Origin of the sequence: Kitasatospora setae KM-6054, from assembly GCF_000269985.1 — a bacterium.
Classification (GTDB): Bacteria; Actinomycetota; Actinomycetes; order Streptomycetales; family Streptomycetaceae; genus Kitasatospora; species Kitasatospora setae.
Genome location: NC_016109.1, coordinates 3,679,101 through 3,700,506, shown reverse-complemented (window position 1 = coordinate 3,700,506; position 21,406 = coordinate 3,679,101). Strand labels below are relative to the sequence as shown.

At 73.6% G+C, this 21,406-nt stretch carries 21 protein-coding genes and 1 pseudogene; 19 read left to right on the top strand and 3 right to left on the bottom strand.

Translation table 11 applies throughout. The features are described 5' to 3' along the window. Positions 1-206 precede the first annotated feature (206 nt). The 12 genes from KSE_RS16295 to KSE_RS16240 all read left to right on the top strand — a co-directional run bounded on the left by KSE_RS16295 (position 207) and on the right by KSE_RS16240 (position 11,756). Positions 207-614 carry an NADH-quinone oxidoreductase subunit A gene (locus KSE_RS16295; RefSeq protein ID WP_014136415.1) on the top strand — a complete coding sequence of 136 codons (408 nt, stop codon included), beginning with the start codon at positions 207-209 and terminating at the stop codon, positions 612-614. Continuing rightward, positions 605-1,234: an NADH-quinone oxidoreductase subunit B gene (locus tag KSE_RS16290; RefSeq protein ID WP_014136414.1), complete on the top strand. Its 630-nt coding sequence runs from the start codon at positions 605-607 to the stop codon at positions 1,232-1,234. The genes KSE_RS16295 and KSE_RS16290 overlap by 10 nt, the downstream gene beginning before the upstream one ends. Next, positions 1,231-2,334, top strand: coding sequence for an NADH-quinone oxidoreductase subunit C (locus KSE_RS16285; protein WP_014136413.1), 1,104 nt, complete (start codon positions 1,231-1,233; stop codon positions 2,332-2,334). The genes KSE_RS16290 and KSE_RS16285 overlap by 4 nt, the downstream gene beginning before the upstream one ends. Next, positions 2,331-3,290 (top strand): NADH-quinone oxidoreductase subunit NuoH, encoded by a 960-nt coding sequence (gene nuoH, locus KSE_RS16280; RefSeq protein ID WP_014136412.1) that lies wholly within the window; start codon positions 2,331-2,333, stop codon positions 3,288-3,290. Before KSE_RS16285 ends, nuoH begins: the two co-directional genes overlap by 4 nt. Continuing rightward, positions 3,290-3,868, top strand: a complete 579-nt coding sequence (locus KSE_RS16275; RefSeq protein WP_014136411.1) for a NuoI/complex I 23 kDa subunit family protein — start codon at positions 3,290-3,292, stop codon at positions 3,866-3,868. Before nuoH ends, KSE_RS16275 begins: the two co-directional genes overlap by 1 nt. Further along, on the top strand, positions 3,865-4,575 hold the full coding sequence (locus KSE_RS16270; protein ID WP_014136410.1) for an NADH-quinone oxidoreductase subunit J family protein: 711 nt from the start codon (positions 3,865-3,867) through the stop codon (positions 4,573-4,575). Before KSE_RS16275 ends, KSE_RS16270 begins: the two co-directional genes overlap by 4 nt. Before the next feature lies 1 nt (position 4,576). Further along, positions 4,577-4,933, top strand: coding sequence for an NADH-quinone oxidoreductase subunit NuoK (nuoK, locus tag KSE_RS16265; protein ID WP_014136409.1), 357 nt, complete (start codon positions 4,577-4,579; stop codon positions 4,931-4,933). After that, a complete protein-coding gene (locus KSE_RS16260; RefSeq protein ID WP_014136408.1) occupies positions 4,930-6,936 on the top strand; it encodes an NADH-quinone oxidoreductase subunit 5 family protein in 2,007 nt (668 codons plus the stop codon). Before nuoK ends, KSE_RS16260 begins: the two co-directional genes overlap by 4 nt. A 181-nt stretch (positions 6,937-7,117) precedes the next feature. Further along, positions 7,118-8,644, top strand: a complete 1,527-nt coding sequence (locus KSE_RS16255; protein ID WP_014136407.1) for a complex I subunit 4 family protein — start codon at positions 7,118-7,120, stop codon at positions 8,642-8,644. A 32-nt stretch (positions 8,645-8,676) separates the two neighbouring features. Continuing rightward, on the top strand, positions 8,677-10,206 hold the full coding sequence (locus tag KSE_RS16250) for an NADH-quinone oxidoreductase subunit N (RefSeq protein ID WP_051055842.1): 1,530 nt from the start codon (positions 8,677-8,679) through the stop codon (positions 10,204-10,206). Between the two features lie 105 nt (positions 10,207-10,311). Continuing rightward, the gene (htpX, locus tag KSE_RS16245; RefSeq protein ID WP_014136405.1) at positions 10,312-11,169 is read left to right on the top strand and encodes a zinc metalloprotease HtpX; all 858 of its coding nucleotides are present in this window, start codon (positions 10,312-10,314) and stop codon (positions 11,167-11,169) included. A gap of 170 nt (positions 11,170-11,339) precedes the next feature. Continuing rightward, positions 11,340-11,756: an SHOCT domain-containing protein gene (locus tag KSE_RS16240; protein WP_014136404.1), complete on the top strand. Its 417-nt coding sequence runs from the start codon at positions 11,340-11,342 to the stop codon at positions 11,754-11,756. A 73-nt stretch (positions 11,757-11,829) separates the two neighbouring features. On the opposite strand, the gene KSE_RS40045 is transcribed toward KSE_RS16240, so the two are convergent. Then, entirely contained in the window at positions 11,830-12,297 is a 468-nt protein-coding gene (locus KSE_RS40045) for a transposase (RefSeq protein WP_157850037.1), read from the bottom strand. A 217-nt stretch (positions 12,298-12,514) separates the two neighbouring features. Between KSE_RS40045 and KSE_RS40040 the strand changes: the two are divergent. The 4 genes and pseudogenes from KSE_RS40040 to KSE_RS46240 form a co-directional block, all read left to right on the top strand. Further along, positions 12,515-13,203: pseudogene (locus tag KSE_RS40040) on the top strand (alanine--tRNA ligase); the annotation flags it as partial. A gap of 272 nt (positions 13,204-13,475) precedes the next feature. Beyond that, a complete protein-coding gene (locus KSE_RS38510; RefSeq protein ID WP_051055246.1) occupies positions 13,476-13,991 on the top strand; it encodes a 4'-phosphopantetheinyl transferase family protein in 516 nt (171 codons plus the stop codon). A gap of 2 nt (positions 13,992-13,993) precedes the next feature. Further along, positions 13,994-14,587 carry a flavodoxin family protein gene (locus KSE_RS16225; RefSeq protein WP_014136400.1) on the top strand — a complete coding sequence of 198 codons (594 nt, stop codon included), beginning with the start codon at positions 13,994-13,996 and terminating at the stop codon, positions 14,585-14,587. Between the two features lie 70 nt (positions 14,588-14,657). After that, positions 14,658-14,837, top strand: coding sequence for a YccF domain-containing protein (locus KSE_RS46240; protein WP_081539859.1), 180 nt, complete (start codon positions 14,658-14,660; stop codon positions 14,835-14,837). Here the strand turns inward: KSE_RS46240 and KSE_RS16220 are convergent. Together KSE_RS16220 and KSE_RS16215 are read right to left on the bottom strand one after the other, a co-directional pair. Beyond that, the gene (locus KSE_RS16220) at positions 14,764-16,722 is read right to left on the bottom strand and encodes a recombinase family protein (RefSeq protein ID WP_014136398.1); all 1,959 of its coding nucleotides are present in this window, start codon (positions 16,720-16,722) and stop codon (positions 14,764-14,766) included. The two genes, KSE_RS46240 and KSE_RS16220, sit on opposite strands and share 74 nt — an antisense overlap. A 413-nt stretch (positions 16,723-17,135) precedes the next feature. After that, positions 17,136-17,693: a helix-turn-helix domain-containing protein gene (locus KSE_RS16215; RefSeq protein ID WP_014136397.1), complete on the bottom strand. Its 558-nt coding sequence runs from the start codon at positions 17,691-17,693 to the stop codon at positions 17,136-17,138. 261 nt (positions 17,694-17,954) lie between these two features. Between KSE_RS16215 and KSE_RS16210 the strand changes: the two genes are divergently transcribed. The 3 genes from KSE_RS16210 (at position 17,955) to KSE_RS16200 (ending at position 21,393) form a co-directional block, all read left to right on the top strand. After that, entirely contained in the window at positions 17,955-18,716 is a 762-nt protein-coding gene (locus KSE_RS16210) for a DUF2637 domain-containing protein (protein ID WP_407927440.1), read from the top strand. A 515-nt stretch (positions 18,717-19,231) separates the two neighbouring features. Continuing rightward, positions 19,232-19,675 (top strand): plasmid mobilization protein, encoded by a 444-nt coding sequence (locus KSE_RS38505; protein WP_014136395.1) that lies wholly within the window; start codon positions 19,232-19,234, stop codon positions 19,673-19,675. Continuing rightward, entirely contained in the window at positions 19,672-21,393 is a 1,722-nt protein-coding gene (locus KSE_RS16200; protein ID WP_014136394.1) for a relaxase/mobilization nuclease domain-containing protein, read from the top strand. The genes KSE_RS38505 and KSE_RS16200 overlap by 4 nt, the downstream gene beginning before the upstream one ends. The last annotated feature ends 13 nt before the right edge of the window (positions 21,394-21,406 follow it).

The window sequence follows — 21,406 nt, the reverse complement described above, 5'->3', positions numbered from 1 at the left end:
GGTTATCCCCACCCCCCGAGGTGCGCTCCGCACCCGGACCGTCCGCGGACGGAATTCCGCGGCGCTCCGCCGACTGTCCGCCGACTGTCCGCCGGGTGTCCACCGGCCGTCTTGCAGGACGGGCAGGTGACGGAGTAGACGGACGGTGCACATAGACTCCCGCGATAGCGATGGTTATGGACGGGCAAAGAAGAAGGGCGTGACCCATGGAGTGGCAGCCGCTCGCTGCCGACCCCGCCGCCGGCAGCGGTTACTTCGACGCCTACGCGGCGATCGGCCTGCTGGCGGTCATCGGCGTCCTCTTCGTGGTGGTGTCCTTCACCGCGAACCGCCTGCTGCGACCGGTGGTCGACACCCCCGAGAAACTCCTCGCCTACGAGTGCGGGGTCGACCCGGTCGGCGAGGGCTGGGCGCACACCCAGATCCGGTACTACGTCTACGCCTTCCTGTACGTGATCTTCGCGGTCGACGCGATCTACCTGTTCCCGTGGGCCACGGTGTTCTCCGCCGCCGGCTTCGGGGCGACCACGCTGGTGGAGATGTTCGTCTTCGTCGGCTTCCTCGCGGTCGGACTGCTCTACGCCTGGAAGAAGGGCGTTCTGGAATGGACGTGACGCACTCCCACGGGACGCCGGGCGACGGCCCCGTCCCGCTCGGCATCCCCGACCCGGCCCGCCCCGGCGCCGCCGTCGAGCAGTGCCGCCTCGGCCCGCTGGCCCGGCTCGCCCCGGACCCGGTCAAGGTGGTGCTCAACTGGGGCCGCCGCTACAGCCTCTGGTGCTTCAACTTCGGACTGGCCTGCTGCGCGATCGAGTTCATCGCCGCGTCGATGGCCAAGCACGACTTCATCCGGATGGGTGTCATCCCGTTCGCGCCCGGCCCCCGGCAAGCCGACCTGATGATCGTCTCGGGCACCGTCACCGACAAGATGGCCCCCGCCGTCAAGCGCCTGTACGAGCAGATGCCCGAGCCGAAGTACGTCATCTCCTTCGGCGCCTGCGCCAACTCCGGCGGCCCGTACTGGGACTCGTACTCCGTCACCAAGGGCGTCGACCAGATCATCCCGGTCGACGTCTACGTGCCCGGCTGCCCGCCCCGGCCCGAGGCGCTGCTCCAGGGCATCCTCAAGCTGCAGGAGAAGATCGCCGCCGAGGACGTGCCGCAGCGCTACACCGCGCCCGCCGCCGCGCTCGGCCGCCCGCTGCGGCCCGCGCCCGGGGAGGGGCAGCAGTGACCGACACCCCCGAGCCGCCGGAGGCGTCCGTCGTGCCCGAGCCCGTGCCGGTCGCCGAGCCCACGCCCGCCGAGCGCGCCGCCGCGGCCGTCGGGCCCTGGGCGAGCGCCACCGAGGCGTACGACCTGCTGACCGTCGACGTGCCCGCCGAGCACTGGATCGAGGCGCTCACCGCCGCCCGCGACGCCCTCGGCCTGGCCTTCCTGGACTGGCTGAGCGCCGTCGACGACCTCGAACGCGGCTTCGCCGTCTGCGCGCACCTGGCCGCCGTCGGCGGGCCCGGCGGCGTGCGCCGGCTGCTGCTGCGCACCCGGATCCCGCGCGAGAAGGCCGCGCTGCCGACCGCCGTCGGGGTGTACGCCGGGGCCGCCTGGCACGAGCGGGAGACCCTGGAGATGTTCGGCATCGAGTTCCCGGGCCACCCGCACCCCGTCACCCTGCTGCTGCCGGACGGCTTCGAGGGCCACCCGCTGCGCAAGGACTTCGTGCTGGCCGCCCGGGTCGCCAAGGACTGGCCCGGCGCCAAGGAGCCCGGCGAGGCCGCCGACCACGGCGGCCCGGCCCGGCGCAAGATGCAGCCCCCCGGCGTCCCCGACCCGAACGAGTGGGGCCCGCTCAAGGGCACCCTGCCGCCGGTCGCCGAACGCCCCGCCCGCGGCGCCGCCCGCGCCGGGGCGGCCCGGGCCGGCGCCGCCGCCGGGGTCGACCGGCCGCGTCGCACCCGCAGCGTCGAGGGTGGCTCCGCCAGCCAGGCCGCCGAGGCCGGCCCCGCGACCGGGGCCGACACCGGGGCCGACGCCACGCCGCCGGTACGGGCCGACCGGCCGCGCCGCACCCGCGGCGTCGGCGACGGATCGGTCAGCCAGGCCGCCGGCGAGACCCCGGCCGAGCGGCCCGAGGCCCCGCGCCGCACCGCCCGCACCCAGTCGTCCGACGCCCCGTGGCACGCGCCGGTACCGGCGCGCGACGAGACGGCGGCGAAACCCGAGCGGCCCGAACGGCCCGCCGCCCAGCCCGAACAGCCCGAACAGCCCCAACAGCCCGAACAGCCCGAACAGCCCGAGCAGACCACCGAGCAGCAGGACGGAGACGGCGCGTGAACCTCCTCGACACGCTGCTGCGCTGCGTCGGCACGCTGGTGGCGTTCCTGGTGCTGCCGCTGGTGGTCGGCCAGACCGAGCACAAGGTGATGGCGCACATGCAGGGCCGGCTCGGCCCGATGTACGCGGGCGGGTTCCACGGCTGGGCGCAACTGGTCGCCGACGGCGTGAAGTTCGTCCAGAAGGAGAACGTCGTCCCGGCCGGCGCCGACCGGCGGATCTTCCAACTGGCCCCGGCCGTCGCGCTGCTGCCCTACCTGCTGGTGCTGCTGGTGATCCCGGTCGGGCCGGACGGGATGGTCGGCCAGGTGGTCGACGCGGGCATCTTCTTCGTGCTGGCCGTGATGGGCGTCGGCGTGCTCGGCTCGCTGATGGCGGGCTGGGCGTCGGCCAACAAGTTCTCGCTGCTGGGCGCGCTGCGCACGGCCGCGCAGCTGATGTCGTACGAGCTGCCGATGCTGCTGGCCGCCGCCTCGGTGGCGATGGCGGCGGGCAGCGTCTCGCTGCCCGGCATCGTGGACGCCTTCCACTGGTGGTGGGTGCCGTGGCAGCTGATCGGCGCGTTCGTGTTCTTCACGGCCGGCCTGGCCGAGCTGCAGCGCCCGCCGTTCGACATGCCGGTGGCCGACTCGGAGATCATCTTCGGCGCGTACACCGAGTACACCGGACTGCGCTTCGCGCTGTTCCTGCTCGCCGAGTACGCGGGCATCGTGGTGCTCTGCGCGCTGACCTCGGTGCTGTTCCTGGGCGGCTGGCACGGCCCGTTCGCCGACCAGCTCGGCTGGCTGTGGACGCTCGCCAAGACCTTCGCGCTGGCCTTCGTGGTGCTCTGGCTCCGGGTCACCTACCCGCGACTGCGCGAGGACCAGCTGATGCGCTTCGCGTGGACGGTGCTGATCCCGCTGGCGCTGGCCCAGCTCGTCCTGACCGGCATCATCAAGGTGGCGATCTCGTAATGGGAATTCCCGGCTCCGGCCTGGCCAAGGGCCTGGCCGTCACCATGCGCACCATGATGCGGAAGACCGTCACCGCGCAGTACCCCGACGTGCAGCCCGATCTCCCGCCGCGCAGCCGCGGCGTGATCGCGCTGCTGGAGGAGAACTGCACGGTCTGCATGCTGTGCGCCCGCGAGTGCCCGGACTGGTGCATCTACATCGACTCCCACAAGGAGACGCTGCCCGCCGCCGACCCGAACGCCCGCGCCCGCACCCGCAACGTGCTGGACCGCTTCGCGATCGACTTCTCGCTCTGCATGTACTGCGGGATCTGCGTCGAGGTGTGCCCGTTCGACGCGCTGTTCTGGTCCCCGGAGTTCGAGTACGCGGAGACCGACATCCGCGAACTCACCCACGAGCGCGACCGGTTGCGCGAGTGGATGTGGACCGTCCCGCCGCCGCCCGCGCACGACGCCGCGGCGGAGGAGCCCAAGGAGATCGCCATGGCCCGCAAGGCCGCCGACAAGCTGGCCGCAGCCGCTGCTGCCGCCGCTGCCGCCGCCGCCCCGGTAACGGCCGAGGAGGGTGGGGAGAGTTGAGCACCCTGCTGGCCGCGGCGGGCTCGCTGGAGCCCGCCGCGCGCTCGTACCTCTCGCCGACCGGGCAGGAGGTCGTCTTCCTGCTGGTCGGTGTGCTCGTGCTCGGCGCGGCCGTCGTCTCGGTGACCACCCGCCAGCTGGTGCACGCCGCGCTGTGGCTGGTGGTCGCGCTCGGCGGGCTCGCGGTCGAGTTCCTGCTGCTGACCGCCGAGTTCGTGGCCTGGGTGCAGGTGCTGGTGTACCTGGGCTCGGTGATCGTGCTGGTGCTGTTCGGCCTGATGCTGACCCGCGCCCCGATCGGCCGCTCCCCGGACGCCGACTCCGGCAACCGCCCCGCCGCGCTCGCGGTCGGCGCCGCCTCCGCCGCGACCCTGGTCACCCTGGTCGTCGACGCGTTCCGCTCGTCCTGGATCGACCTGTCCGGCGCGGCCGGCACCACCCGGCTGACCGGCGAGTACCTGTTCTCGCACTGGGTGCTGCCGTTCGAGGCGCTGTCGGTGCTGCTGCTGGCCGCACTGGTCGGCGCGATCGTGCTCTCCCGCACCGAGGGCGGCCGGGCCAAGCCGCGGGCGGGCAAGCTGCGCGCCGGGCAGACGTCCTCCGGGCAGGCGCGGGCCGGGCAGGCGTCCGCCGGGAGCCCTGGTGCCGGGAGCCCGGCTGCCGGGAAGCCGTCCGCCGCCGCTCCGACGAAGCCGAAGGAGCGCTGACGTGCACCTCGCCTACCCCGCCGTCCTCGCCGTGCTGCTGTTCAGCGTCGGCGTGTACGGCGTGCTCGCCCGGCGCAACGTCATCCTGGTGCTGATGTCGGTCGAGCTGATGCTCAACGCCGTCAACCTCAACCTGGTCGCCTTCGACGTCTGGCTGCGCGACACCCTGCACGCCGGCCAGGCGCTCACCCTGTTCACCATCACCATCGCCGCCGCCGAGATCGGCCTCGGCCTGGCCATCGTGCTGCTGGTCTACCGCACCCGCCGCACCGCCGCCGTCGACGAGGTCACCGCGCTCGGCGACCGCCACGAGGCCGACGAGCCCTCCGACGGAGAGAAGGAGCAGGCCGCCGCATGAACCTCGCGCTGCCGATCCTCGTCCCCGCGCTGCCCGCGCTCGGCGCCGCCGCCGGCCTCGCCACCGGACGCCGGTACCCCGGCCTGGCCCGCCCGCTGGCCGTGCTGCCGGTCGCGGTCTCCGCCGTGCTCGCCCTGGTCACCGCCCTGCAACTGGGCACCGGCAGCACCCTGGACGCCGCCACCCGGCTCGCCCCGACCGGCGGGCCCGAGATCTCGCTCGCCCTCCACCTGGACGGCTTCTCCTCGCTGATCTCGGTCCTGGTCGGCCTGGTCGCCACCTGCGTGCAGGTCTACTCGACCGCGTACCTCGAGGACGACCCGCGCTACCCCTCGTACGCGGCCCTGGTCTCGCTGTTCACCGCCGCGATGTTCCTGGTCGTCTACTCCGGCGACCTGATCGTGCTGCTGGTCGGCTGGGAGGTGATGGGCATCTGCTCGTACTTCCTGATCGGCCACCACTGGGAGACCGCCGACGCCCGGACCGCCTCGCTGAAGGCGTTCCTGGTCACCAAGCTCGGCGACGTGCCGTTCCTGTTCGGCCTGTTCCTGCTCGGCGCGGACGCGGGCAGCTTCCGGATCACCGAGGTGCTGCGCACCGCCGCCACCGGCGGGCTCGACCACCCCACGCTGATCGCCCTGCTGCTGCTCGCCGGCGTGGCCGGCAAGAGCGCGCAGTTCCCGCTGCACACCTGGCTGCCCGACGCGATGGCCGGCCCGACGCCGGTCTCCGCGCTGATCCACGCCGCCACCATGGTCGCGGCCGGCATCTACCTGGTCGCCCGGCTGCTGCCGGTCTTCCTGCTCTCCTCCGCCGCGCTGCTGGTGCTGGCCGTGATGGCCGCCGTCACCATGGTCGGCTCCGCGCTGTGCGCGCTCGCCCAGGACGACCTCAAGCGCGTGCTCGCCTACTCGACGGTCGGCCAGCTCGGCTACATGGCCGGCGCGCTGGCCTCCGGCGACCGGCAGGCCGCCGTCTTCCACCTGGTCTCGCACGGCGCGTTCAAGGCGCTGCTGTTCCTCACCGCCGGCGTCGTCATCCACGCCGCGCACACCAACTCGATCAGCGCCATGTCCCGGATCGACGGCCTGCGCCGCCGCGTCCCCGACGCCTACTGGACGATGGGCATCGCGCTGGTCGCCCTGGTCGGCCTGCCGCCGTTCGCGGGCTTCTTCTCCAAGGAGTCCGTGCTCACCGCCGCCGAGCACGCCGCCCACGGCGAAGCCCTCACCGGCACCCTCGGCCCCGCCTCGGCCGTCCCCGCCGCCGCCGGCTGGACCGTGCTGGCGGCCGGACTGCTCACCGCGCTGCTCACCGCCGCGTACGCCACCCGGCTCTGGCTGGTCGCCTTCCACGCCAAGCCGGTGCCGCCGGTGGCCGCCCCCGCCGACGCCCCGTACTCCCCGGAGATCGACGAGGCCGACCCGGCGCACGCCGAACCCGCCGCGATGCGCTGGCCGCTGTGGGTGCTGGCCGTGCCCACCATGGGCTTCGGCCTGCTCGGGCTGCGCTCCGACTGGCTGCCCGCGCTGCTCGACGGCGAATCGCTGCGCCCCGGCTTCGAGACCGCGGTCCTGGGCACCGGCGCCGCGCTGATCGGCGTCCTGGTCGCGTACGCCGCCTGGCGGACCGTGAACGCCCGGGCCGTTGCCGCGGCCGCGCAGTCGGCCGGGGAGGCCGGGCTGGTCGCGGAGGCTGCCGAGGCCGCCGCCACCGACCCCGGCCGGCTGCTGCTCGGCCCGCTGTACGGGCCCGCCCAGCACGGCTTCGGCGTCGACCGGTTCTACGGCGCGCTGTTCGTCCGGCCCACCGCGGCCGCCGCCCGGCTGGTCCGGTTCCTGGACCGCGCCGTGGTGGAGACGTACGTCCGCGGCGCGGGCGCGGCGCCCGGCTGGCTCGGCCGGGCCGTCCGCTTCGCCCAGACCGGCAACGCCCAGGGCTACCTGAGCGCGCTGCTGGCCGGGGCCGTGCTGCTCGTCGTTCTGGTGGCGGTCGGCTCATGACACGTCACCGGCCCATGTCACGTCACTCGGTGCCACGTCATTCCGTGTCGCGTCACCAGATGACACGTCATCCTGTGTCGCGTCATCAGATGACGTGTCACGAGATGTCGTGTCACCAGATGCCGCGACACCACATGACACGTCACCGTTCCCTCGTCCCGGCACGCCCTTGGAGCCCCCGATGAACGCGGTCCTCATCGCCCTCCTGGCCCTGCCGCTGCTCGGCGCCGCCCTGATGCTCGCCCCGATCGGCGACCGGCAGGCGCTGCGCCTCGGCGCCACCGTCACCGGCGGCACCCTGCTGCTGGCGGTCGCCCTCGCCGCGGGCTTCGACCACGGCGACCCCGGCCGGATGCAGGCCGTCACCGACGTGTCGTGGATCCCCGCGCTGGACGTCCGCCTGCACCTGGGCACCGACGGCATCTCGCTGCCGCTGCTGGTGCTCACCGCGCTGCTGACCTTCCTGTGCGCGCTCTACTCGGTGAAGAAGCTCCCCGCCGGGCCCGGCGGCCGGGCCTTCACCGGGCTGCTGCTCCTGCTGGAGACCGGCATGCTGGCCACCTTCGCGGTGCTCGACCTGGTGCTGTTCTTCCTGGCCTTCGAGATCGTGCTGATCCCGATGTACTTCCTGGTCTCCCGCTGGGGCAGCGGCAAGAAGACCGCCGCCGCCAACCGGTTCATCCTGTACACCCTGCTCGGCTCCGCCGTGATGCTGCTCGGCTTCCTGCTGATCGGCGTCAAGGCCGGCACCTTCGACATGGTGAAGCTCGCCGACGCGCACGGCGCCGGGCTGTCCCACACCACCCAGCTGGTCGCCGCGCTGGCCGTCCTGGTCGGCCTCGCGGTGAAGGCCCCGGCCTGGCCGCTGCACTCCTGGCTGCCCGACGCGCACACCGCCGCCCCGACCGTCGGCTCGGTGCTGCTGGCCGGCGTGATGCTCAAGATGGGCACCTACGGCCTGGTCCGGGTGCTGCTCCCGGTCGTCCCCGACGGCACCGCGACCTTCGCCCCCTACCTGGGCGCGTTCGCCGCCGTCGGCATCGTCTACGGCTCGCTCGCCTGCCTCGCGCTGGCGCGCGCGGGCGCCAAGGGCGACCTGAAGCGGCTGATCGCGTACTCCTCGGTCGGCCACATGGGCTTCGTGCTGCTCGGCATCGCCTCGCTCACCCCGACCGGCCTGAACGGCGCGCTGTTCGCGAACATCGCGCACGGCCTGATCACCGGCCTGCTGTTCTTCGTGGTCGGCGCGGTCAAGGACCGCTACGGCACCGCCGACCTGGACACCCTCTCCGGAGCCACCGGCGCCGCGCTCTACGGCCGGGCCCCGCGGATCGGCGCGCTGCTCGCGTTCGCCGCCGTCGCCAGCCTCGGCCTGCCGGGACTGGCCGGCTTCTGGGGCGAACTGCTCGCCATGTACGGCGCGTTCGACCCGGCCGCCGGGCTCTCCCGGCCCGCGTTCGTCACCTACATGGTGCTGGCCGGCCTCGGCACCCTGCTGACCGCCGGCTACCTGCTGATCGTGGTCAAGCGGGTCTGCATGGGCGACCCGAAGCAGCCCGCCCCGGTCGCCGAACTGCCCGACCTCCAGGCCCACGAGGCCGTCAGCTGGACGCCGCTGGCCGCGCTCACCCTGCTCGCGGGCCTGTGGCCGGCCCTGCTCCTCGGCCTCTCCGACCCGGCCGTCAAGCACCTCCTCGGAGGCGGCTGATGGCCCCCGCTCACGACCTGGGGCAGCCCCTCATGACTCCGCTGACGCCGCTCGCCGTCGCCGACCCGGGCGGCCTGATCCAGTCCGTCGACTGGGTGGCCGTCGCCCCGCCGCTGATCGCCGCGCTCGCCGCCCTCGCCGTGCTGGTCGCGGACCTCTTCCTGCCCGAGGCCCGCAAGCGCCTGCTCGGGTGGCTGAGCGCCGCCGGGCTGCTGGCCGCGCTCGCCGCGCTGCTCCCGCTCGCGCTCGGCGACACCCGCTCGACGTTCTGCTTCAGGAGCCCGGGCGGCGGCTGCTCCTACACCGCCGACCACTTCGCGCTCGCCTTCCAGCTGCTGGCGCTGGGCGGCGCGCTGCTGACCGTGCTGCTCTCCCTGCACACCGTCGACGAGGAGAAACTGCCCGGCGGCGAGTACTGGTTCCTGCTGCTCTCCTCCGCCTGCGGCGCCGCCCTGCTGCCCGCCTCCCGGGACCTCGCCACCCTGGTGATCGCGCTGGAGGTCGCCACCCTGCCGGCGTTCGCGCTGGTCGGCCTGCGCCGGGACGGCCGGGGCGCGGAGAGCGCGCTGAAGTTCTTCCTCTCCTCGGTCACCGCGACCGCCGTGATGCTGCTCGGCGTCAGCTTCGTCTACGCCGCCGCCGGCACCGTCCAGCTCCAGGGCATCGCCGACGGACTGGCGCACGCCCCCGGCCAGTTGAAGCCGCTCGCCGAGGCGGGCGCGGTGCTGACGCTGGTCGGCTTCGCGTTCAAGACCGCCGCCGTCCCGTTCCACTTCTGGGTGCCCGACACGTACGTGGGCGCGCCGCTGCCGGTGGCCGGCTACCTCTCGGTGGTCGGCAAGGCGGCCGGCCTGTCCGGCCTGGCGCTGGTCACCACCGTCGCGTTCCGCCCGTACGGCCACACCTGGGGCCTGGTGCTGGCGGTGCTCGCCGCGCTCACCATGACCTTCGGCAACGCGGCCGCGCTGCGCCAGCGCACCGACACCCCGCACGGGGCGGTCCGGCTGCTGGCCTGGTCCTCGGTCGGCCAGGCCGGCTACCTGCTGGTGCCGCTGGCCGCCGCCGGGTACGCCGGGTCGGCCGGGCCGCTGGGCGCGACCGTGGCGTACGCGCTGGTCTACGGCCTGGTGAACCTGGGCGCGTTCGGCGTGGTGGCGCTGGTCGGCGGCCGGGGCGGGCTGGACGGGTTCCGCGGGCTGGCCGGGCGCAACCGCTGGGCGGCGTTCGCGCTGGCGTTCTTCCTGCTCTGCCTGGCGGGCCTGCCGCCGGGCGTGGTCGGCCTGTTCGGCAAGGTCGTGGTGTTCCGCGCGGCCGTGGACGCCGGCCTCGGCTGGCTGGCCGTGGTGATGGCGGTGAACGTGGTGATCGCGCTCGCCTACTACCTGAAGTGGACCGCGCTGCTGTTCGCCCCGGCGACCGGGGGCGGCGAGGCCCCGGCCGCCGCCGGCCGTCGCGTCCCGGCCTCGCTGGGGGCCGCGCTGGGCCTCGCCGGGGTCGGCGCGGTGGTGCTCTCGGTGGCTCCGCAGCTGGTGCTCCAGGTGGTGTCGGGCAGCCTGTTCTGACCTGTGGTCGAATGCCCGGGGGAACGAACCGGCCAGCTCGGAGCGTTGATCCCGGCAGAGGGAAGCGCCTCCACGGCTTCCACCGGCACCACAGGAGGGCCCGCAGTGCACAGCCACCACAACGGATTGCGGACGGCCCTCCTGCTGGGCGGCCTCTCCGCGCTGATCCTGGTGATCGGCAGCTTCTTCGGCCGCGCCGGCCTGCTGGTGGCCCTGCTGGTCGCGGTCGGCACCAACGCCTACGCGTACTGGAACAGCGACAAGCTGGCGCTGCGCGCGATGCGGGCCCGCCCGGTCAGCGAGATCGAGGCCCCGCAGCTGTACCGGATCGTCCGCGAGCTCTCCACCGCCGCCCGCCAGCCGATGCCCCGGCTGTACATCTCGCCCACGCCCGCGCCGAACGCCTTCGCCACCGGCCGTAACCCGCGCAACGCGGCGGTCTGCTGCACCGACGGCATCCTGCAGCTGCTGGACGAGCGCGAGCTGCGCGGCGTCCTCGGCCACGAGCTGAGCCACGTCTACAACCGGGACATCCTGATCTCCTCGGTGGCCGGGGCGCTCGCCTCGGTGGTGATGTTCCTGGTCAACTTCGCCTGGCTGATCCCGATCGGTCGCTCGGACGACGACGAGGGACCGGGGCTGGTCGGCATGCTGGCGATCATGATCCTGGGTCCGGTCGCGGCCGGCCTGATCCAACTGGCCGTCAGCCGCTCCCGCGAGTACCAGGCGGACGCCGACGGGGCCCGGATCACCGGCGACCCGCTCGCCCTGGCCAGTGCCCTGCGCAAGCTCGACTCCGGCACCCAGCGGCTGCCGCTGCCGCCCGAGCCGCAGCTGCAGACCGCCAGCCACATGATGATCGCCAACCCGTTCCGGCCCGGCGAGCGCGGCGCCAAGCTGTTCTCCACCCACCCGCCGATGCGCGAGCGGATCGCCCGCCTGGAGCGGATGGCCGGGCGCTGACCGCCCGCCGGCCGGGCGCCGATCCCGGCCCGCCCGCCCGCTGATCCCCGGTCGCCCGGAGGCCCGGCCCGACGTGCGCCGTCCGTTTTGCGGTGATAGGAATCGTTTCGTCCCTACGCCGTTCGAGGCGCGGGGGCGTTCCGTCTGACTGTGCGCGGGATCGGAGCGTCATGGACAACTATCCGCTGCTCAACCTCTTCTGGACGATGCTGGAGCTGTTCCTCTGGATCCTCTGGTTCTTCCTGCTGTTCAAGATCATCACCGACATCTTCCGCAGCGACGACATGGGCGGCTGGGGCAAGGCCGGTTGGACGATCTTCGTGATCCTGCTGCCGTTCCTGGGCGTCCTGGTCTACCTGATCGCCCGCGGCGGCTCGATGCAGCAGCGGGACGTCGACCAGGCCAGGAAGGCCGACGCGGCGTTCCAGGACTACGTCCGCAAGGCGGCGGGCAGCGGTGGCGGCGGGGCCCCCGGCGGCGGGGCCGGCGGGCACGTGGAGGACCTGGCGAAGCTGGCCGACCTGAAGAGCAGCGGCGCGCTGTCCGAGGAGGAGTACCAGCGGGCCAAGGACAAGCTGCTGGCCTGACCCGGCGTCCGCCCGGCCGACGAGCGGCCCGCCCCTCCTCTGACGCTGTTGGTTGACTCCGCCCCGCTGGATCTCATCCAGCGGGGCGGAGTGCTGCGAAGGGCGAGACGCGGGTGCGGGCGAGGGGTCTGCCGGTGAGCCAGGCGTCAAGGCGGGTGAGGTTGATGGCCGCGCCGGTGAGGTGGTGTTGCAGTTGGGTCTTGGCGAGGCCGCGGTAGCGGGATCTGCGCAGTTCGAAGGCTTGGACGGCTTGGGAGACGGTGCCTTCGACGCTGGCGCGGTGTCCGTAGCGGCGGCGCCAGTGGTCGGTTGCCTGCTCGATGCGAGTCCGGCGGAGGATGTCGTGTTCGGGTCGGGGTCTCAGCGTGAGATTGCACCCGGTCGTGGCGGTTGGTGCCCGAGGCCCGTAGTTCGCAGAGGTCGCAGTGCCGGGCGGCGAACCGGACCCGGGTGACCGAGGCGCCTGCCTGGCTCCGGCCCTCTCGCCACTGGACGCTGGTCTCTCCGCCGGGGCAGTACGCCCGGTGGCGGTGCCAATCACCACCGACGCCTGGGGGTCGGTGCCGGAGGGCGGCTGGCCGGAGTGGCTGCGGACCCTTCCCTCGAAGGGGCGGCGCGACTCGGTCAAGCAGGAGGTCAAGGCTTTCGCGGCGGCCGGGTGCGAGATCACCCGGGCACCCCTCGCCGCGTGCTACCGGGAGGCGGCGGCCCTGCCGGCCGGCACCCAGCGGCGCTACGGCCGCGCCTACGACCTCGACGTGCTGGCCGACGTCGAGCAGAAGATCAACGAGGTGCTGGTCCGCGAGCTCGACGTCACCGCGGAGGTGATGACGATGGACCAGGCGCGCGAGCAGGGCGCGATCGCGATGTTCGGTGAGAAGCACGGCGACTCGGTGCGGGTGGTGACCATCGGGGACTTCTCCAAGGAGCTGGGCGGTGGCACGCACGTGGGCAACACCGCGCAGCTGGGTTTGGTGAAGCTGTTGGGCGAGTCCTCGATCGGTTCGGGTGTGCGGCGGGTGGAGGCGCTGGTCGGTGCCGACGCGTACAGGTTCCTGGCGCGCGAGCACACCGTGGTCGCCCAGCTGACCGAGCTGGTCAAGGGCCGCCCGGAGGAGCTGCCGGAGAAGATCTCCGGCATGCTCGGCAGGCTGAAGGACGCGGAGAAGGAGATCGAGCGGTTCCGCGCGGAGAAGGTCCTGGCGGCCGCGGCCGGTCTGGCCCAGGGCGCGGAGGACGTCCGGGGCGTGGCGCTGGTCGCGGCCCGGGTCGGGGACGGCACGGGTGCGGACGAGCTGCGCAAGCTGGTGCTGGACGTCCGGGCCCGGCTGGGCAACCGTCCGGCGGTGGCGGCAAGGACGACGTCGCGCAGGGCGGCGGCACGAACCCGGCCGCCGTCGCGGACGCCGTCGAAGCCGTCCGGGCACTGGTGGCGGAGCGTGCGTGACCGGGGAACCGACCGTGCGCCCGCTGCCCCGGCCGGGGGAGGCACACTTCTGGTTCGGCGAGGCGACCGGCGAGCCCCACCGGGACGTCGGGCTGCTCTCGGCGGACGAACGGGCCCGGTGCGCGAGGTTGACCAGGCCGGAGGACCGTGCCGGATTCGTGGCAGTATGGGCGGGCATCCGCCGGGCCGTGGCGGGCTACCTCGGGGCCGCTCCCGGGGCCGTCCGCCTGGAACGGGCCGGCGGGGGCCGATCCGGGCTCCGGCTGGCGGGAGTGCCCGGCGAGCCGGTCTTCCTCAGCTCCGCCCGTTCGGGTGAACTGTGGCTGCTCGGCCTGGCCGTCGGCGACCCGCTCGGCGTCGACCTGGAGCACGTCCGGCCGATCGACACCGAGGGCCTGGCCGGCCGCTGCCTGGCACCGCCGGAGCGCCGACAGGTCCGGTCGCTGGGCGCGGACGCGCGCCGGACCGCCCTGCTCCGAGCCTGGACCCGGAAAGAGGCCCTGATGAAGGCGGCCGACCTGCCTGCGGGCACCGACCCGCGCCACGTCGTGGTCCACCCGGCCGTCACCACCGGCACCGTCCGGGCCGGGCTGCCCACCGGCGACGACTGGACGGTCCGCGACCTGCGCCTGCGGGACGCGGTGCAGGCGGCACTCGCCCGACCGCTGTCCTGCACGGGGCAGGTGCGGATCCACGACACCACCGCGGCCGGCCGGACCACCCGCCCGACCGCCACGACCACCACGACCACCACGACCCTTGGCCCCGGAACGGGGCCGGAGAGCTGACGATGTCGAACACCAACCCCGCGGGGCCCCGGAAGTTCCTGTTCCTGCTCGGGAGCGCGCGTCCCGACGGCAACAGCGAGGCGCTGGCCCGGCGCGCGGCGGCGGCGCTGCCCGCGGCGGCCGAGCAGCAGTGGCTGCGGCTGAGCGAACTGCCGCTGCCGGCCTTCGAGGACGTCCGGCACACCGGATCCGGCCGCTACGAGCCGCCGACCGGGAACGCCCGGCTGCTGCTCGACGCCACCCTCGGCGCCACCGACCTGGTCGTGGTCTCCCCGCTCTACTGGTACAGCGTCTCGGCCCCGGTGAAGCTCTACCTCGACCACTGGTCCGGCTGGATGCGGGTGCCGGGCGTGGACTTCAAGCAGCGGATGGCCGGCCGGACGATGTGGGCGGTCAGCACGTTCTCCTCGACGGACCCGACCCTGGCCGACCCGCTGGTCGGGACGCTCCGCAACACCGCCGACTACCTGGGCATGCCCTGGGGCGGAACGCTGTTCGGCAACAGCACCGCCCCCGGACAGGCCCTGGCCGATCCGGAGACGGTCCGGGCGGCGGACGGGTTCTTCACGGGGGCGAGGACCCGGGGGGCGGCCTGACCCGCCGCCGGACCGACCGCTCGCGGACGGTGCCTGGCCGGAGGTGGCGGGGCGTGCGAGCCTGGAGGGCATGAAGCTGGTCAACTTCCTGCTCAACGTGATCTGGCTGCTCTTCTGCGGCCTGTGGATGGCCATCGGCTACGCGCTCGCCGGGATCATCTGCTTCGTCCTGATCATCACGATCCCGTTCGGGACCGTTCCTCGGCGCTCAGCATCACGCGGGGGTCGACCCGCCCTTCGATTCGCATAGGCGGCAGCAGTTCCACCACGGGGAGCGGCACCCGCTCGGCCTCCGCGAGCGCGGCGTTCAGCCTCGCCCAGGAGCCTTGCGCCACCCACTCGTTGAAGTGCTTCGAGGCCGTGCTCGTCGAGCCGTACGCTTCGCGGAGCAGCGGCCACGCGACGCCGGTGCGGGCCTTGGCGAAGATCGCGTCGACCGAGCGGCGGACCCGGTCGCGGCGGCCGGCGGGGAGCAGGGGGGAGACCAGCGCCCACTGCTCGTCCGACAGGTCGGCGGCCGGAACGTCCACCCCGGCGGACCGGTACCAGGACTGCACGGTGCAGGCATGGCCACCGGCCCGGACCGGCACCGGGCCCTCGATGAACACCTTCACCTCCAACAGGCCCAGCACTTCGCTCTGCTCCTCCAGCGTCATGTCCACCAGCTGATGCTGCGCCAGGTTCGCCAACGCCTTCAGGTCGCGGGCCCGGCGGTCGGACTCCTCCACCTCGGCCAACCACGCGGCGGCCTCGGCGCGCATCTCCTCCAGCTGCTGCAACTCCTCGTTCAGGGCCGCCGTCGCGGCGGCGATGGCGTCGGCGGACTGCTGCTGCTTCGCGGAGGCCACGATCACGGCGGTGATGGACGCCTTCATGGACTCGATCTGCCGGTCGAGGCCGGCGATCCGCTCGGCGTGTGCCTCCTGGTCGCCGTCGGACATGCCGACCCACTCGGCGGCCAGTTCCTCCAGCTTCCGCGAGTCGCCGAGCAGGGCGACGACCTCGGACCAGACGCGCTGCTCAACCGTCCCAGCGTCCAGGTACGAGCAGGCGCAGACCGGCCGGTCGGGCAGGGAGCCGGCCTTGCCGCCGCACCGGTAGTTGCGGTGGCCGTACGGGAGGGACTCGCGGCTGATCCCGGTGTACCGGGCCCCGCAGAGGCCGATCAGGCGGCCGCTGAGCGGGTAGACCGCCCGGTTGCGGCCGCTGGTCCGCGCGCGGGCCGCCACCTTCCGGCGGAGCGTGGCGGCTTCGTCCTCGGACAGGACGCGGGGCAGCGAGATGCTGACCGACTCGCCCCACAGCGGCCGGCCCTCGGCATCGGTCTTGGCGTGCGCGCCGCGGAAGACCAACTCGGCGTCCAGCACCGCGCGGGACATGATCCGGTCGCGGAGGTTCGCCGCCGACCAGGGGCGCCCCGAACGGCAGGTGACGCCTTCCGCGTTGAGGCGGACGGCGACCTGGCGCAGGTTCAGCCCGTCGATCACCACCATGTCGTGGACGCGGCGCACGACCTCGCTCTCGGCCTCGTCGACGACCAGGTGCGACGCGCCCTTGATGCCCTTGTCCGCGATCCGGTAGCCGTACGGCGGTCGGCCGCCGATGTGCGGGGAGCCGGGGTCCTGGGCCTTCTCCTGGAGGCCGCCCTGGGTGCGGGACCGGATGTTCTCCCATTCGGTCTCGGCGTAGTCGGCCTCGCGCCGCATCTGCGCCCGGCCCTCGGGGGTGGTGTTGTCGATGTTTCGGTTGGTGATCGCGACGAAGATCCCCACGTCCTCCAGCGCCCAGACCCAGCGCCAGAAGGCCCGGCCGACCCGGCCGATGCGGTCGCCCTTCTCCACCACGACGACGTCGAACGCGTCGAGCTTCGCCTGCTCCATCAACCGGTCGAAGTCCGGGCGCTCGCCCATCTCCTTGGAGCCGGACACGCCTTCGTCCTTGAAGGTGCCGACGTGGTCCCAGCCCTTGCCCGCGATGTGACGGCTGTTCTTGCGGCCCTGGCTGGCGATGCCGTAACCGAGCTTCTGCTCCTCGGTGCTCACCCGCAGGTAGTCCACGGCGCGGAGGGCGCGCGGCCGCGTGATGCGGGTGACCGTGTCGGTGGCGGTCCGTATGTGTGTGCTTGGATTCGGCACGTCGACTCCTGAACAGTCGGCCGGCCCCGGGACGGTTGCAGCCGTCGCCGGGGCACTCGATGTGGGGTGAGGGTAGGCGAATTACCCGCGGTTCGCCGAGGTTTCCGGGCGGGCGCGAGCCGTTGTGGTGCGCGGACCGAACAGCAGGCGCAGGAGGCGGGCGCGCTCGGCCGGAGTCAGGCCGCTTCCCGGCGCCCAGACCACGGAGACGGTGGGACGGTGGGCGCACGCGGGGGCGGGGGCGCGCTTCGGCTGGGGAGGGCAGGTGTTGGTGATGGGGCTCCTCGGGTAGCGGGGGAGTGGGAGGTGGCGGGCATCGACGCGGTCGGTTCGCGCGATGGGGGTGAAGGAACGGGGTCGGGTGATGGACGGACGGCAGGCTTCCTCACGGGGCTCCCGGGCGGTGGCGCGGCTCAGCTCCCGGGCGTCTGCTCCGACGGCTGCTGAGCCTGCTGGAACGCCGGGTACCGGAGGAAGACCATGGGGCTTTCCCGGACGGGTCCGTGACGACGGTTCTCCTCGGTGAGGGCACGGGCGATGCGGCTGTTCAGCTCCTCGGCGTGCTGGGGGAACATGGCGCAGTACTGGTCGACGAGCTTGAAGGCGTTGCCGGTGCTCTTCATCAGGTCGAGCAGTCTGCGGTACATGTCGAGCACGACATCGGTGACCTCGGCGATGTGCTTGTCGGAGGAGGAAGCGGGCGGGCCGAGGAACTCCTCCAGCGTGAGGCCGAAGACCTTGGCGAACCCGATCGCCTCGTCCAGGTTGATCCGCCGGCGAGGTTCGCCGCTCTCGATCCGCCAGACCGAGGACTGGTTCATCGGGTAGCCGGCGGCGGTCATGCGCTTGGCGAGCTCGCCGGTGCTCCAGCCCAGGTACTCGCGTTCCAGGCGGACCCGTTCAGCGGCGTGCTCCTCGCTGAGCGGGGGAGTCGTCGGGGCGTCGTTCGGCGCTTCTGGCTGGTCGGGCATTTGATTCACCTCGCATCAGGGTTCGATCGTCCTTGCATGGGCGACCGATCGCATGCTAGCTTGATGCGTGTCGCATGGCAAGTAGATGCAAAAAGAATCGTCGCCGAGTCCCTGGAGCCACCCACGACCACCGCCGCACCGATATCCCCCACTCGCGTTCCACTCCGCGCGGGCGCCGTTCGCGTCGCGTCCGGTGACCGCCTTGCCGTCGTCCTGATCGGGGCGGCAGGGTTCGCTCTGTCCTTCGACGTGCTGCGGCAGGTGGCTGTCGCCGTCCACGTGCGCGGCCCGTTGACCTACGTCTTCCCGGTGACCCTCGACGGCTTCATCGCCTACGGAGTGCGCGCCCTGCTGGTGCTGAGCACCGCGCCCCGGACGGCCCGTGCCTACGCCTGGGCCCTGTTCGCCGGCGCGACCGCCGCCAGCGTGTGGGCCAACGCCCTGCACGCCGTACGCCTGAACCACCTGCCTCTTCGGGCTGGAGGGCTCCGGCTCGGCGACAGCGTGGTCGCCGTCCTGTCCGCCGTCTCCCCGCTGGCGCTCGGGGGTGCCGTCCACCTCTACATCCTCATCGCCCGCTACGCCCCCACTGCGGGGCGGTCGTTCGGAGGCGCCCACACCGAGTCTGGGCGGGTGGTCCCCGTCCAGCACGGGACCGGTCCGTCCGCCGGACCGGTCCGTGGTCCGTCCGCGAGTGCCGTCCCCGTCCCGGACTCAGGGGCGGTGGGGCCGCTCGGTATCGAAGCCCGGACGGACGGAGGCCCGCCGCAGGCCGACGAGCGGACCGCTGGCGATGCCGGTCCGGCCCGACGAACGGGTCGGCCGCCGGGCGCCTCGATGGAGAAGCTGCTGGAGGTCAGCCGACCGGCGGTCCGGGCGCACGGCCGTCCGAGCCGCGCAGTCGTCGAACGAGCGGTCCGCGAGGCCGGCCTCCCGCTCGGCAGCACCCGCTTCACGGCCCTCATGAAGGAACTCCGCAAGGAGTTCCGGGACGGCCCGGTCCGCCGCCGCCCGTCCGGCTGAGCCCGTTCCGGCGATTCCCGGGACAGTCCGGACCGTTCTCCGGACTTCTGCCGATCGGCAGAAGTCCGACCTGGCGCGGTCCGGCTCCCACTTCCACCGCGGACCGGACCGTCCGCGTTTCCTTGCCCGTCCGACCCCGGCACTTCCACGCCACAGCCGAGCCCCGAACACCCCAGCCCCGTCCACCCCCGTAACCGACGCTCCGGGAGCATCCCCTGACCGACACCCGTCCCGCACCGCACGAACCCGCCGACAACCCCGAGGCGTCGTCCGACTGCGGTGACATCACCGACCGCACCACCCCCGGCGGAGCAAGCGAGTGGCTGCGCCCGTCCTACGGACGGTCGCAGCCGCAGGCCCCCGAGGGCGGGGGCCCGCCGGTGAAGCCGAGCGCGGCATCACCGGACCGGTACCGCGAGGGCGCGGCACCGGCGGAGGAGGAGCAGCCCACCGCAGCGCCGCCCGCCGCCGTCCGCACTTCGAGCGCCGTGCCGTCGCCCGCTGTGCCGCGTGTCGTGCGCGCGACCGAGATCGCCGCGCTGCGCCGCAAGCCCAAGCGCCGCCAGCGCGACGCCGCGAACCTGAAGAACGCCAAGATCACGGTCCGGTTCAACCCCGACGAAGCCGCCGACCTCCGTCGGCGCGCCGGGGAGCTGGGCGTCTCGGTGTCCGCCCTGATCGCCCGCAAGGCCCTGGCCGACGAGGACAGCGCCACCGTCTCGTGCGACGGGCAGTTGGACGCGGCGATCGAGGAGCTGGCCGCGCTGCGTCCGCAGGTCGCGGGCATCGGCCGGAACATCAACCAGATCGTCCGGGACGTCCACCGGGACGCCGCTCCGCCGCCCGGTCCGGTCCGTGACGCCTTCACCGCCGCCGCCGAACTGCTCGCCGCCGTCCGCACGGCGGTGGCCGGCATCGACCGGACGGCGATGCGGCTGGCGGGTGCGGGGCGCGGGTGATCAGCAAGGCGGTCCGCGGGGGCAACACCTTCGGCGCGCTCGCCTACCTGTACGGGCCGGGCCGGGCGAACGAGCACACCGACCCGCACCTCGTCGCGTCCTGGGACGGCTTCGCCCCCGACCCCGGCCGCGACGACTCCGCGACCCTCCAGGAGCTGCGGGACGCCCTCGACCTCCACGTCGTCCGCTACGAAAGGAAGATCAGGAGCCACGTCTACCACCGGATCGTCCGCGCCGACCCGACCGACCGGATCCTCGACGACGAGGAGTGGGGCGACATCGCCCGGCGCCTGATGGCCGCCGCCGGCATCGCCCCCGACGGCGACCCGGACGGCTGCCGGTGGGTCGCGGTGCGGCACGCGGACGACCACATCCACATCCTGGCCACCACGGTGCGCGCCGACCTGCGGCAGGCCAACATCCGCAAGGACCAGTACCGCGTCGAGGACGAGCTCACCACCGTCGAGCGCGAGTACGGGCTCAAGTGCCTCGCCGACACCCGCACCCGCGCCTACCGGGCCACGGCCCCCAAGCGCGCCACCGGCGCGGAACTGCGCAAGGCCCAACGCCAGGGCAGGGAGGCCAGCGAACGCGACCGGCTGCGGGTCGCGGTGCGCCGAGCGCTGGCCGGGGCCGCGAGCGAGGAGGAGTTCGCCGCCCGACTCGCCGCCCAGGGCGTGCTGCTGGGCGTGCGCAGGGCGCCGTCCGGGGACGTGACCGGCTACAAGTTCGCCCTCCCCACCGGCGACGGGGCCGGACCGGTGTGGTTCTCGGGGAGCAAGCTCGCCGCCGACCTCACCCACCCGCGGATCCACGCCCGCTTCACCGTCGGCACCGACCCGCCCACCACCAACTCACCGACAGCGGTCCGCTACCGGGCCAGCGCCACCGTCGACCACGCCGCCCGCACCCTCCACGACGATCCCGCCCCCGCCGAGGTCGCCGCAGCGGTCGGCGGCGGCATCGAAGCCCTGGACGCCCTCGCCCTCACCAGCCCCGTCCTCTCCCGGAAGGAGATCAACCACGCCGCCCGCGCCCTCGAATACACCGCCGTCGCCCGCACCCACGCCGCCCGGGACGGCCTGCGGGCGATGCGCTCCGCCGCCCGAGAGCTTCTCCATGCCGGCCCGGTCACCGGCCGGGGCGGCGAGGGGGCCGCCGTTGCCACGATCCTGTCCAGCCTGATCCTGCTCGCGATCGTCATCGCCGAGTGGCACGCCGCCCAGGGCCACCAGCGCCAGGCCGAGGCCGCTCGCACCGCGGCCGACCACCTGCGTACGGCGTACGGCCGACACGCCGCCCGCCCGGCAGCCCTGCTCGATGTCCAGGGACAGCGGCTGCCTGCCCCGGTGCGTGATCGGCAGGAGGAGGCGGTTCGCCGCGCTCTGCCCGTCGACCAAGCCGCGCTGGTGCTCGCCGGGGAGGACTGGGCGGTGCTCGCCGCCACCCTCGCCGAAGCCGAGCAGGCCGGTCACGACCCCACCGCCCTGCTCGCCGACGCCGCTGGACGGCGGGAGCTCGCCAGCGCCGACTCGCCAGCCGCCGTGCTGACCTGGCGCGTCCGTCGCGACGCCCGGCTCCCCGCTCCCGCGCCCAGGGGCCGTACCGCCGCGGCCGCGTCCAGGACCACCAGCCGCGCCACCACCCCGCCGACCACAGCGGCGGTGCCTGCTTCGCCGGGGCCTTCGTCGCCCGACACGGCCCGCCGAGGGCGCTGACCGGAGCGGCATT